Consider the following 13,046-nt stretch of genomic DNA (forward strand, 5'->3'; position numbering starts at 1 on the left):
TCAGACCTCCGTACCGGTCTCGTCGGTGATCCCGGCCCGGACCTGGTGCTCCTGCACCAGGTCGGCGCGCGCCGGGCCGCGGGGCCGCCGGCCGGGCCGGATGTCGCAGGTCAGCGCCTTGGTCTCCATGATGTGGACGTTCGGGTCGAGGGACTGGTGGGTGAGCTCGTTGGCCGAGTCGCCCTGCACCAGCCCGTTCGGGCCCCAGTGGTAGGGCAGGCCGATCTGGTGCAGCGTCCTGCCCTGCACCGTCAACGGGGTCAGCCGCTCGGTGACCAGCACCCGCGCCTCGATGACACCGCGGGCGGTGATCACCGTCGCCCAGCCCATGTGCTCCAGCCCCCGCAGCTGCGCGAGCTCCGGGGAGACCTCGCAGAACATCTCGGGCATGAGCTCGGACAGGTAGGGCAGCCAGCGGCTCATCCCCCCGGCCGTGTGGTGCTCGGTGAGCCGGTAGGTGGTCATGGCGAACGGGTAGACGTCGGCCCCGGGCGCATTGCCGCTGGGGTGGTAGCGGTTGTACTTCTTCGGCGGCATGACCTGCCGGACCGGGTTGCGCTGCTGCCCGTAGAGCAGGTTGTCGAACGGGGAGTCCTGCGGCTCGTAGTGGGTCGGCAGCGGCCCGTCGGTCAGTCCGGCCGGGACGAACAGCCAGCCCTTGCCGTCGGACTGCATGATGAACGGGTCGACGCCGGACAGCGCCTCCCCGCCCGTGGCGCCCTCCGGTGGCCGGTGCCAGGGCGACATGTGCTTGGCGAAGTCGGGGATGTCGTGCCCGGTCCACCCGGCGCTGTCCTCGTCCCACCAGACCAGCGCCTTGCGCTCGCTCCAGGGCTTGCCGTCGGGATCGGCGGAGGCGCGGTTGTAGAGGATCCGGCGGTTGGCAGGCCAGGCCCAGCCCCACTCGCCGGCCACCCAGTCCTGCAGCTTGGCGGGCTTGCGCCGGTCGGCCTGGTTGATCCCGTCGGCGTAGACGCCGCAGTAGATCCAGCACCCGCATGCGGTGGAGCCGTCCGCCTCCAGCTGCTCGTAGCTGGCCAGCGGGCGGCCCTCGCCGTCGAACCCGTTGATCTCGGCGAGCACGGCTTCGGCCTCCGGCTCGGCGAGCGGGCCCTTCGTCGGGTAGTCCCACGTCAGGTCCAGGACCGCGCGGTCGCGCGGATCGGTGGAGCCGGCGAGCTTCTCGCGGACGATCCGGCCGAGGTGGAACATGAACCACAGGTCGCTGCGTGCGTCACCGGGTGGTTCGACCGCCTGGTGGTGGTACTGCAGCATCCGCTGGGTGTTGGTGAAGCTGCCGTCCTTCTCGACGTGGGTTGCGGCCGGCAGGAAGAAGATCTCCGCACGGATGTCCTCGGTGCGGAGCTCGCCGGTGTCGATCTCCGGGCCGTCCTTCCACCAGGTGGCGCTCTCGATGAGCGAGAAGTCGCGGACGACGAGCCAGTCGAGGTTGGCCATGCCCATCCGCTGCAGCTTGGCGTTGGCGTTGCCGACGGCCGGGTTCTGCCCGAGGAGGAAGTAGCCGGTGGTCGTGCCCTCGAGCTGCGCGTGCACGGTCTCGTAGTTGCTGTGGCTGCCGGTCAGCCGGGGCAGGTGGCCGAAGCAGAAGTCGTTCTCCGGCGTGGCCGCGGCCCCGTACCAGGCCTTGAGCAGGCTGACGGTGTAGGCGCCCATCTCGGCCCAGAAGCCCTTGTCGGCCCGCTCCCCCTCGATGAATGCCTGGAGGTCCTCGCCCTCGTGCGCGTGCGGCATCGGGATGTAGCCCGGAAGGATGTTGAACAGGGTCGGGATGTCGGTGCTGCCCTGGATGGAGGCGTGGCCGCGCAGGGCCATGATGCCGCCGCCGGGGCGGCCCATGTTGCCCAGCAGCAGCTGCAGGACGGCAGCCGCCCGGATGTACTGCACGCCGACCGTGTGCTGCGTCCAGCCCACCGCGTAGACGAACTCGCTGGTGCGGTCGCGCCCGGAGTTCTCCTCCAGCTTCTCGCACACGCGCAGGAAGAGATCCTGCGGGATGCCGCAGATCTGCTCCACCGTCTCGGGCGTGTAGCGCGCGTAGTGCCGCTTGAGCACCTGGAAGACGCACCGCGGGTCCTGCAGCGTCTCGTCGCGCTCCGGCGTCCCCGGCCCGATCCGGGCTCCGCTGGCGCCGGTGCTCTCCCCGCGGCTGTGCTTCTGCGATTGCTGCTGGTACTGCTTATCGCGCTTGCCGGAGGCGGCCTGCACCTGGGCGCCCTCGTACTGCCAGCTGGTCGGCGTGTAGCTGCGCCCCTCGCGATCGAGGCCGGAGAAGACGCCGTCGAGGTCCTCGGTGTCGCAGAAGTCCTCCCGCAGGATGTTGGGCGCGTTGGTGTAGGCCAGCACGTACTCGTGGAAGTACCTGTCGTTCTGCAGGACGTGGTTGATGATCCCGCCGAGGAAGGCGATGTCGGTGCCCGCGCGCAGCGGCACGTGCAGGTCGGCCAGGGCGCTGGTGCGGGTGAACCGCGGGTCGACGTGGATGACCGTCGCCCCCCGCGCCTTGGCCTCCATCACCCACTGGAACCCCACCGGGTGGCACTCGGCCATGTTGGAGCCCTGGATGACGATGCAGTCGGAGTTCTGCAGGTCCTGCTGGTAGGTCGTGGCCCCGCCGCGACCGAACGAGGTGCCCAGACCGGGCACCGTGGAGGAGTGCTATATGCGGGCCTGGTTCTCGATCTGGATCGCGCCGAGCGAGGTGAACAGCTTCTTGATGAGGTAGTTCTCCTCGTTGTCGAGGGTGGCCCCACCGAGCGAGGCGAAGCCCATCGTCCGGTTGACCTTCTTGCCCTCGACCTCGTCTTGCCAGCCCGCGCGGCGGCTCTCGATCACCCGGTCGGCGATCATGTCCATGGCCGTGTCGAGGTCCAGGGACTCCCAGTCGGTGCCGTGCGGCCGGCGGTACAGCACCCGGTGCTGCCGGCCGTCACCGGTCACCAGCTGCTTGCTGGCCGCACCCTTGGGGCACAGCCGCCCGCGGCTGACCGGCGAGTCGGGGTCGCCCTCGATCTGGGTGACCTGCCCGTCTTGGACGTAGACGTTCTGCCCGCAGCCGACGGCGCAGTACGGGCACACCGACTTGACCACCTTGTCGGCGGTCGCCGTGCGCGGCACCAGGTTCTTCGTGGTCCTGCTGTAGGCGGCGCTGCCGCGGCCGAGCGGGTCGTCCCCGGTCAGCTGCCGGTAGACCGGCCAGGACTCGATGAAGGTCTTGAGGCCCATCGCTCCCTCACTGCTCCGTCTCGGGGTCGGGGTGGCCGACGCGGTCCGCGGGCCGCCCGGCGGCGTCGCGGGCCCTGTCCTGGGGGACGGCGGCCGTCGCCGCGGCGGTCACGGCCGGCCCGGGTTCGCGTGGTGCCTCCGGGTGCGGCCGGGTGGGTGCACGGGTCTGCGCCTCGAGGACGCGCCGCCCGAGGTCTGCCCGTTCGTCGTCGGAGAGCGCCTCGCGCAACCGGAGGAAGACCTGGTCCTCGAGGGCCACGTGCTTGTGCAGCTGCGTCGTCACGGTCTTCACGAGGTCGTCGAACTCCTCGCTCTGCGGATCCGCGCGCGACAGCGCCAGGAGGGTCTCGGTCGCCTCCTGCTCCTGGGCGGTCCCGCGCTCGGCCCAGTCGTCCCCGTCCGGGAGGGCACGGCGCACCGCGGGCCAGAGGTGCTCCTCCTCGGCGGTCTCGTGGGAGGCCAGCGCCATGCTGATCATGTCGACGATCGACTCCCGCTCGGAGGCCTGCGCCGGGGTGCCGCCCTTGCTGCGGCCGGGGATGGCGGACAGCTGCTTGACCATGGCGACGACGGCGTCGTGCTGCCGGGTCAGGACGGTGAGCACGTCGGCCGTCGCACCCGGGTCGTGCACGGGGCCGGGGGCGGCCGTCCGCGCCCGCGTGGCGGCGATCATCTGCGGGTCGGCCTGGGCCCGCCGGCGCAGCCAGGCGTGCACCACGTCCCGGGCCTGCGGCTCGTGGGCCGGAGGGTTCGCCAGGTGCTGGGTGCTGCCGGGGAGGACGCCCGGACGCCGGTTCTCCTCCTCGGTGACGACGTCGCTGCCGTCCGCGGGCAGCCCCGTGGCGATGAGGTAGGCCAGCCCCGGGTGGATGCCCAGCCGCCGCGCGGCGGCCGGGTAGTCCGTCCCGCCGCCGAGGACGGCGAGGACCTGGTCCCTGGTCGGCATCCCGCACCCCCACCGTTGGTGTCCAGCAAGCTTCCCGGTGGTCACTCAACCAGCACCCGGTCCTGGGCGCATCCCCTGGCGGCGGAGGGGCGGCCGACGACCTGGCAGGCGGGGTCCCGGTGCGGGCGGGCCCGACGGCCGGCAGGACCGCCGGGGACGGCCGCCCGTCGCGGCCCTGCCGGGCGCGTGCGGCCGCCACGGTCCGCGGCGCCGTCCGCGCGATCACGGTTGGCCGTCCCCCGGCTGCTCCCGCAGCATGGCCGTCATGATCGGGACACCGGATGCCGTGGTCGTGGGCTCGGGCCCCAACGGGCTGGCCGCCGCGCTCCGGTTGTCCGCCGCCGGGCTGCGGGTCCGCGTCGTCGAGCGGAACGAGCAGATCGGCGGCGGGCTCCGGTCCCAGGCGCTCACCCGCCCGGGGTTCGTGCACGACGTCTGCGCCGCGGCCCACCCGATGGCCGCTGCGTCCCCGTTCTTCCGCGAGTTCGACCTCGCCGCCCGCGGCGTGCGCCTCCTGCAGCCGGAGATCCCGTACGCGCACCCGCTGGACGGCCGCCCGGCTGCGGTGGCCCGTTCCTCGGTCGAGGCGACCGCGGCGGGGCTGGGCGCCGACGGGGCGGCCTACCGGCGGCTGCTGGGGCCTCTCGTGGAGGACGCCCAGGACATCGTCGACCACTTCCTCGGCAGCGCGTTCCGGCGGCTCCCCACCCACGGGGTGGCGGCGGTCACCCGGTTCGGGCTGCTGGGGTTGCCGAGCATCCGCACCCTCACCCGCCGGTGGTTCGACGACGACCCCGCCCGTGCCCTGCTGGCCGGCGCCGCTGCCCACGGGATGCTGCCGCTGACCCGTGCGGTGACCGGCGGGCTGGGCCTCCTGCTGGGGGTGCTGGCCCACCACGTCGGCTGGCCCGTCGCGGAGGGCGGGTCGCAGAGCATCGCCGATGCGATGGCCCGTGCGCTCGAGGAGCAGGGCGGGGAGGTCGTCACCGGGCACGAGGTCACCGACCTCCGGGAGTTCGCCGGCGTGCCCGCCGTCCTTCTCGACACCACACCGCAGGCGTTCGTGCACATGGCCGGGGACCGGGTGCACGAGGGATACCGCCGCTGGGTCTCGCGCTACCGCGTCGGCCCGGGTGTGTTCAAGGTCGACTGGGCGCTGTCCGAGCCGGTTCCATGGACCGACCCCGAGGTGCGCCGCGCGGGCACCGTGCACCTGGGCGGGTCGCTCGAGGAGCTGGTGGCGGCGGAGTCCGCCCCCGCCGACGGGCGCGTACCGGAGCGCCCGTTCGTCCTCGCCGTCCAGCCCACCGTGGCGGATCCGAGCCGCGCACCGGCGGGCGGGCACGTCCTGTGGGGCTACGTGCACGTGCCGCACGGCTCGGACGTGGACATGACCGACCGCATCGAGGCGCAGATCGAACGCTTCGCCCCCGGGTTCCGGGACGTCGTCCTGGAACGGCACACGCTCACGGCGCCGCAGATGGCGGCGGGCAACCCCAACGACGTCGGTGGCGAGATCTCCAACGGGGAGCCCTCGCTCCGGCAGATGCTCGCCCGGCCGGTCCCCCGCTGGAACCCGTACCGGACGCCGGTGCCCGGCGTCTTCCTCGCGTCCGCCGCGACCCCGCCGGGGCCGGCGGTGCACGGGATGGCCGGGGACAACGCCGCGCGGGTGGCCCTCCGCGAGGTGTTCGGCGTCCGCGAGCGGCCCCCGCTCGTGCCCCCGGCGCCGGTTGACCGTCCGGCGGCCGGGTAGGCCAGCGGCCCCCGGGGACGGACCGGTCCTCGACCGCAGGAAGGGATCCCCGATGACCGAGAGCACCCCGGGCAGTTCCACCGCCGACCTCCTGCAGGCCGTGAGCGCCGACATCTCGACCCTCGTCCGGCAGGAGCTGCAGCACGCCCAGCAGGAACTGGCGGAGAAGGCGCGGCAGGCCGGCCGGGCCGGCGCGCTGCTGGGCGGCGCGACCGTGCTCGGGACCCTCGCCCTCGGGACGTCGGCGGCGCTCGTGCTGCGCGTCCTCGAGAAGCGGTTCGGTCCCACGACCGCGGCGCTGCTCGCCACGGGCGTCTACGCAGGAGCGGCCGGCGGCCTCGCCGCCACCGCGCTGGCCCAGCTCCGCGAGGCCTGGCCGCTCGTGCCCCAGGAGACGGCGGCGAGCCTGCGGGAGGATGCCCAGGCGGCGACCGGGACACCGGCACCGCCTCCGGCGGGCTGAGCCCCGGTCCGGGTGCGCGCGTCACAGGCGGGGGCGCACCCCCGGCTCCCGGGCCAGTTCCCCGGCGTCGAAGACCTCGTCCCCCTGCGCCGCCGCACGCGCCGTCCCCCGGCGCCCCACGGGGAGGACCGCCCGGTGGTGGACCCCCTCGAGCTCCAGGGCCAGCGCGGCGTACGCGGCCACCCCCGCGACCCCCAGCCCCACCCAGCCCGCCGTCGCACCCCACGCGGGTGACGCGGTCAGCTGGTAGACGCCGGTCACGGCGAAACGGACCCCGACCAGGGCGAGGACGGCGGCCGGCAGCGGTGTCGCGCTCCCCGCGGTGGCCGGCACCAGGGTGCCCGCTCCGGCGGCCAGCAGCAGCACGCCCAGCCCCGGGACGGTCGCTCCCGGCGGGGAGGTGAGGGTGGTCAGCCCGGTCACCGCCCAGGTCACCGCCATGAGGGCGCAGCCGGTTCCGGCGACCGGGTCGCGGGCCAGGAAGCCGAACACCGCCGCCAGCAGCTGCAGCGGCACCGTCGCCGCCACCGCGACCAGGGCGGCGACCCGCCCCTGGTCGGGCGCCAGCCAGCCGAGCTCCACCACCGCGAAGACCGTGCTGGCCAGCGCCAGCCCGAGGAAGCTGATCGGGAGCGGCGTCGCCGTCGGCCGCAGCGTCACCCGCACGGCGGCGTCCACCGCGTCCCGCCCCTGCCGGGATCGGTCCGGGTCGTCGGTCACTCGGCTCCTCTGCTCCGTCGGCACGGGTCGCGGTCGGGCGGCGGCCCCGCGGATGCGTCGCCCGGACGACCCGCGCGACGACCGGCCGGTCCGGGTGTACCTCCCTGCCCTCGTCCCGAACCGCCACCACGGCGCAGGTCGCCGGTGGTGCACCGGCCCCCGCCGCGCCGGTCAGCAGGGCGCCGGGCAGGCGGCCTCGGCGCGCACCTGCTCCAGCACCGCGAAGGTCCGCCGGGCCATGAGGCCGGCGTCCATCCCGGCCACCGCGCGACGGCGGGCCCGTGCCCCCAGGTCCGCCCGTCGCGCCGGGTCGGTCACCAGGCCGGTCAGCGCCGCGGCCAGTGCGGCGGGGTCACCCGGCGGGACGACGACGGCGTCCCCGCCGACCGCCACGGCGACGTTCCCTACATCGGTGGCCACGCAGGGCAGCCCCTCGGCCATCGCCTCGAGGAGCACCAGCGGCAGGGCCTCCCGGCGGGAGGAGAGGCAGAACACGTCGAGGCCGGCGAGGAACCCGCGGACGTCGCCGACGAACCCGCGGAACTCCACCGGCAGCCCCGCCGCCACCGCGCGCAACGCGGCCTCATCGCGGCCCGCGCCACCGATGACCACCTCGAGCGCGATCCCGCCCGACGCGAGCCCGCGCACCGCCCCGATGAGCACGTCGAAGCCCTTCTGCGCGGTCAACCGGCCCAGCGCGCCCACCCGGGGCACCCCGAGCCCGGCCGGCCCGCGGGGGACCTCCGGGACGTCCACCCCGTTCGGGATCACCCGCACCCGGGAGGCGGGGACGCCGAGCTCGGCCACCACCTGGTCCCGCCCCTCCGCCGAGGGCGAGAGCACCGCCGAGAGGCGCTGGTAGAGCGCCGCCAGCCCGCTGCGCCGCGCGCCGGTGCCGGTGTCCCCGACCAGGTGCAGGACGCCGACCGCCGGTGCGACCTCGAGCGCGGCGGCGACGGCGGCGGCGTTCGACCCGGGGTCGACGAGGTTCACCACGACGACGTCGGGGCGCTGGTCGGCGAGGGCCGCACGGACGGCCGGCGCCCGCTGCGCGTGGCGGGCCAGCGGCACGGTGGCGCGCCGGCCCGGCATGCCGCGGAACCGGGCGGCCACCGGCTCGGCGGCGACCAGCGAGGCCGTCCAGCCGTGCTCGCCGGCGCGCCGCAGGAGGTGCGTCAGGTACACCTCCGCCCCGCCCCACGCGTCGGAGTCGGCCACGAAGGCGACCCGGCGGCTCACCGGCCGTTCCCGGCGAGCACGTCGCGGGCAGCGGCGAGCACCGCGGCCGGGCCGACCGAGGCGGCGCAGCGGAAGTCGATCGGGCAGACCAGGTGCGGGCAGGGTGCGCACCCGACGTCGGCGACCACCGCCCGGTGCCGGGGGCCCGGATGGGCCCAGCGCACCGGATCACCGGGGAGGAAGACGGTGACGCTGCGGGCGCCGACGGCCGCGGCCAGGTGGGCCGAGCCGGTGTCGTTGCCGATCAGCACGGCGGCATCCCGCAGCAGCGCCGCGAGGCCGCCCAGGCTCGTCCTCCCCGTGAGGTCGACGGTGGGGGCGGCCATCCGGTCCCGCACCGCCGCGCTGATCCCGGCCTCCCCCGCGACGCCGGTCAGCACGACGTCCCAGCCGTCGGCCGCCAGGGCGTTCCCGACGGCCGCGTAGCGCTCCGCCGGCCACCGGCGGGTCGGTGACGACGCGCCCGGGTGGAGGACGGCGTAGCGACCGGGCACCAGACCGGTCCGCGCGAGGGTGCCGGCGTGCTCCGCCTCGTCCTCCGCGCGGACGGGGAAGCTCATCGGCGCCCGCCCGCCCCGGGGCACCCCCAGGTGCTCGAACAGCCGGACGTGCCGGTCGGCCTCGTGCAGGTCGAGCGGATAGCGCAGGTGCAGGTGCGCGGTGCGCTCCGGCGGTGCCCACCCGGTGGGGGCGAAGCCGCCGGTGCGCCGGGCCCCGAGGGCCGCGGTCACCCGGTTGGCCGCCGGGCGGTCGCCGTAGACCTGCAGGGCGAGGTCGAACCGGCGCGCCCCGGCCGCGGCCAGGAAGGGCGCCCAGCCGGCCGGGTCCGGCGGCCGTTCCGGGATCCCCTCGATCCCCGGGAAGGGCAGGAGCTCGTCCACCAGGCCGGTCATCCGGTCGACGACCGGGGCCATCTCCGGCCAGGTGATCAGCGTGACCCGCACGTCCGGCCGGGCGTCCCGCAGCCGGCGCAGCGCCGGCACCGAGCAGAGCAGGTCCCCGAGCCCCACCCGGAGACGCACCAGCGCCACCCGCCGGACATCCGGATCGGCGAACGGTGCGGTCACGCCGGCGGTCCTGCCCGGCTGTGCGATCCGGCAACCCCGTGCTTGACTGCGGGCCGCCGACCAGGGAGGTCCCTGTGCCACGGTCTGCCGACGCCGCCACCGGGCTGCACGTGCTGCGGCTGTGCAGCGTCTTCGAGCCGGCCGCCGCCCCGCGGCCGGGCGGGCCCGGGCTCTCCGGCGAGCTGGACCCCCGGGCCGCGCGGTTCGACCCGATCGGGGGGATGCAGAACCACACCGCGACCCTGACCCGGTGCCTGGACTCGCAGGGCCTCACCCAGACGGTGGTCACCTCCCGCTTGGCCGGCCCGTCCGGGGCCGCACCCACCGGCCGCCGGGCACGGGTCCGGCGCACGGGATTGCCGATCGCATGCTTCCGGCAGCTGTGGGCGCTCGCCGCCGTCCCGGTGGTCCTGCGGCCGTCGACCACCGGCCCGGTCGACGTCGTGCACGCCCACCAGGGCGAGGACATCGCCACCCTCCTGCTGGCCCGGCTGGCGGCCCGGCGGCACGGCTGCCCGCTCGTGGTCACCGTCCACTGCAGCGTCGGGAACACGCTCCGCGGGCGCTCGGTGCGCGCCCGGGTGCTGCACGGTCTCGGTGGTGCGCCGGAACGCGGCGCCCTCCGGCGGGCCGAGGCCGTCATCGTCCTCACCGCACGCACGGCGCGGGCGCTGGCCCGCGACGGGGTGGCGCCCGGGCGCATCTCGATCATCCCGTCCGGCTTCGACCCGGCCCTCTTCGCCGACCCGGGCGCCGACGTCCTCCCCGGCGTCGGGCGCCCCCGCATCGGCTACGTCGGCCGGCTGGCCGACCAGAAGCGGGCCGACGTCCTGGTGCGGGCCTTCGGCCGGATGGCGGAGCGGGCCTCGCTGGTCCTCGTCGGCGACGGTCCGGAACGGGACCGGGTCCGTCGCCTGGTCGCGGGCAGCCCGGCCGCGGAGCGGATCACCATGGCCGGCTTCGTGGATCACGCGGCCGTGCCGGCCGTGCTCTCCTCCCTGGACGTCCTGGTGCTCCCGTCGGCCTACGAGGAGATGGGGTCGGTGCTGGTCGAGGCCATGGCCTCGGGGCTGCCGGTGGTGGCGAGCGACGTCGGCGGGATCCCCGAGGTCGTCCGGGACGGCGAGACGGGCCTGCTCGTGCCGCCGGGCGACGTCGACGCGCTGGCCGCCGCGCTGGACCGGCTGGTCGCCGACGAGCCGCTGCGGTCGCGCCTGGCGGCCGGCGCCGGGGCGCGTGCCCGCGCCTACGCCTGGCCGCACCTCGCCGGCTGCGTGACGGACGTCTACCGGCGGGTCCTGGAGCCGGTTCCCGCCCCCGTGGCGTGACGGCGCCCCGGGTCGCCGTCCTGGTGCCCGTGCACGACCAGGCCGCGTACCTGCCGCGCGCGCTCGACGGCCTGCTGTCCCAGCAGGTCGCCGACTGGGAGGCGGTCGTGGTCGACGACGGCTCCCGAGACCCCGACGCGGTGGCCGCGGTGCTCGCCGGCCTCCCCGACGACCGCATCCGCCTCCGCCACCACCCGGGCAACCGGGGCCTCGGGGCGGCGCTCAACGCGGGACTGGACGCGACGACCGCGCCGGTGGTCGCCTACCTCCCCGCCGACGACGTCTGGTTCGCCGACCACCTCGCGAGCCTGCTCGGCGCGCTGGCCGATCCTGCGGTCGCCCTCGCCCGCAGCGGCCTTCCCGAGCCGGCCGGCACGCCCTACGCCCAGCTCGTGCAGGTCGCGCACCGGCGCACCGGCGCCCGGTGGACGGAGCGGGCGGAGCTGGAGAGCGACGACCTGGACCGGCTGTACTGGGCCCGGGTGACCGGCCCCGGCCGGGTGGTGGACACCGGCCGGGTCACCTGCAGCTGGACCCGGCACCCCCGCCAGCGGTCGCGGGCCATCCGGGAGTCCTCCGACGGCGGGCTCAACGTCTTCCGCAGCAGGTACCGGGTGAGCGGGCCGCTGCGGTTCGCCACGACCGACGGCGGGGAGACCGACGAGGTCGCGCGCTACGCCCGCTTCCGGGAGGCGGCCTACCCCCGGTCGCCGGACGGCCTGGACGTCCTGGTGGTCGGTGAGCTCGCCTTCAACCCGGAACGGGTGCTGGCCCTGGCCGAGCGGGGCCACCGGCTCACCGGCCTGTGGACGGCCGACGGGCTGGGCGATGCGACCGTCGGCCCGCTGCCGTTCGGGCACGTCCCGGACCTGGACCGCGACGGCTGGCAGGAGGCGGTGCGGGCCCGGCCGCCGGACGTCGTGTGGGCGCAGCTGAACTGGCGGGCCGTCCCCTTCGCGCACGCCGTCCGCACCGCCTGCCCCGACCTGCCGTTCGTGTGGCACTTCAAGGAGGCGCCGCAGCGCAGCATCGTGCGCGGGGAGTGGCCGCTGCTCGCCGACCTCGTCTCCGGCGCGGACGCCTGCCTGCTCGCCACCGAGGAGGAGCGGGACTGGTTCGCCGCCGCCCTCCGCGGCCGGGTCGACCGGGCCCGGCTGGGCGTGCTCGACGGCGACCTGCCCAAGCGCGAGTGGCTGGACGCACCGCGCAGCCCCAGGCTGTCCGACGCCGACGGGGAGAGCCACGCGGTCGTCGTCGGCCGCCCGTCGGGGTTCGACGCGCACTGGGTGGTGGAGCTGGCCCGCCGCGGGGTGCACACCCACCTCTACGGGCAGGTGCGGGCCCCCGGGCCGAAGGGCTCCTGGGCCGCCTGGCTGGACGCGGCGCTGGCCGCCGCCCCGGCACACGTGCACGTCCACCCCGCGGTGGGGCCGGAGGACTGGGTTCCCGAGCTGTCCCGCTACGACGCCGGCTGGCTGCACCGCTTCACCAGCACCAACTGCGGGGAGCTCGCCCGGGCCACGTGGGACGACCTCAACTCCCCCGCCCGGCTGCCGGTGCTGCTGGCCGCCGGGCTCCCCCTGCTGCAGCAGGCGAACCCCGGCTCCCTCGTCTCCGTGGAGCGGGTGCTCCGCGCTGACGGGACCGGGCTGTTCTACCGGACCGCCGACGACGTGGCGGCGGTGCTGGCCGGGGAGCGGGCCGGGCGCCGGGGTGCGCGGGCGGCGCTGGCGGCGCGCGAGCGGCACACCTTCGACGCGCACGCCGACCGGCTCGTCGAGCTGTTCCGGTCGATCGCGCGCTGACTCACGGGGCGCCCGCGACCTGCCCGTCGAACCGGAGCACCGCCTGCAGCGGCGGGGCGGGCAGCCGTCGCGCGGCCAGGTCGGCGAGCAGCCCCGGGCCCTCCTCGAACCCGACGACGTCGGTGACCAGGTGCCGGCGGACGTCGTCCCCCCGCTCCCGGAGCAGGTCGAGGGTGACCGCGGCCAGGGCCGTCCGCGGCCAGGCCCCGGCCACGCCGCGGGGCACCCGGCCGATCTGCGCGCAGACGAGCGACAGCCCGTTGTGGTGGAACTCCTCGCCGAGGCGGACGCTCGGGGCCCCGCCCTGGTAGAGGCCGAGGTCCACGACGACGCCCTGGGGCCGCAGCGCCTTGAGCGCGGTCGCCAGCGCGGTGTCGTGACCGCGGCACTGGAGGACGACGTCGGCTCCGTGGTCCCCCGGGCCGTTGCGCCAGCGCTCCTTCGCGGTGCGCCACGCCTGGCTCCCCGCGTCGTCCACG

Annotated in this window: 9 protein-coding genes and 1 pseudogene; 4 read left to right on the plus strand and 6 right to left on the minus strand. The window is 75.9% G+C overall.

Annotation, left to right across the window (positions count from 1 at the left end):
- Positions 1–3,243: pseudogene (gene fdh, locus QOZ88_RS04170) on the minus strand (formate dehydrogenase).
- Positions 3,244–3,250: 7 nt separating this feature from the next.
- Positions 3,251–4,189, minus strand: coding sequence for a hemerythrin domain-containing protein (locus QOZ88_RS04175; RefSeq protein WP_305998529.1), 939 nt, complete (start codon positions 4,187–4,189; stop codon positions 3,251–3,253).
- Between the two features lie 265 nt (positions 4,190–4,454).
- Between QOZ88_RS04175 and QOZ88_RS04180 the strand changes: the two genes are divergently transcribed.
- A complete protein-coding gene (locus tag QOZ88_RS04180; RefSeq protein WP_305998530.1) occupies positions 4,455–5,945 on the plus strand; it encodes a phytoene desaturase family protein in 1,491 nt (496 codons plus the stop codon).
- A 52-nt stretch (positions 5,946–5,997) separates the two neighbouring features.
- A complete protein-coding gene (locus tag QOZ88_RS04185) occupies positions 5,998–6,408 on the plus strand; it encodes a phage holin family protein (RefSeq protein ID WP_305998531.1) in 411 nt (136 codons plus the stop codon).
- 21 nt (positions 6,409–6,429) lie between these two features.
- Here QOZ88_RS04185 and QOZ88_RS04190 read toward each other — a convergent pair whose 3' ends face one another.
- The 3 genes from QOZ88_RS04190 to QOZ88_RS04200 form a co-directional block, all read right to left on the minus strand.
- Positions 6,430–7,128, minus strand: a complete 699-nt coding sequence (locus tag QOZ88_RS04190; RefSeq protein WP_305998532.1) for an acetate uptake transporter family protein — start codon at positions 7,126–7,128, stop codon at positions 6,430–6,432.
- 171 nt (positions 7,129–7,299) lie between these two features.
- The gene (locus tag QOZ88_RS04195) at positions 7,300–8,367 is read right to left on the minus strand and encodes a glycosyltransferase (RefSeq protein WP_305998533.1); all 1,068 of its coding nucleotides are present in this window, start codon (positions 8,365–8,367) and stop codon (positions 7,300–7,302) included.
- Entirely contained in the window at positions 8,364–9,434 is a 1,071-nt protein-coding gene (locus QOZ88_RS04200) for a glycosyltransferase family 9 protein (RefSeq protein WP_305998534.1), read from the minus strand. Before QOZ88_RS04200 ends, QOZ88_RS04195 begins: the two co-directional genes overlap by 4 nt.
- Positions 9,435–9,508: 74 nt before the next feature.
- On the opposite strand from QOZ88_RS04200, the gene QOZ88_RS04205 reads away from it, so the two are divergent.
- Both QOZ88_RS04205 and QOZ88_RS04210 read left to right on the plus strand, forming a co-directional pair.
- Positions 9,509–10,762, plus strand: a complete 1,254-nt coding sequence (locus QOZ88_RS04205; protein WP_305998535.1) for a glycosyltransferase — start codon at positions 9,509–9,511, stop codon at positions 10,760–10,762.
- Entirely contained in the window at positions 10,759–12,567 is a 1,809-nt protein-coding gene (locus QOZ88_RS04210; protein ID WP_305998536.1) for a glycosyltransferase family 2 protein, read from the plus strand. Before QOZ88_RS04205 ends, QOZ88_RS04210 begins: the two co-directional genes overlap by 4 nt.
- Before the next feature lies 1 nt (position 12,568).
- Here QOZ88_RS04210 and QOZ88_RS04215 read toward each other — a convergent pair whose 3' ends face one another.
- Entirely contained in the window at positions 12,569–13,045 is a 477-nt protein-coding gene (locus QOZ88_RS04215; protein ID WP_305998537.1) for an MDR/zinc-dependent alcohol dehydrogenase-like family protein, read from the minus strand.
- Position 13,046: the final 1 nt, after the last annotated feature.

The organism is Blastococcus carthaginiensis (assembly GCF_030731085.1).
GTDB classification, from domain to species: Bacteria; Actinomycetota; Actinomycetes; order Mycobacteriales; family Geodermatophilaceae; genus Blastococcus; species Blastococcus carthaginiensis.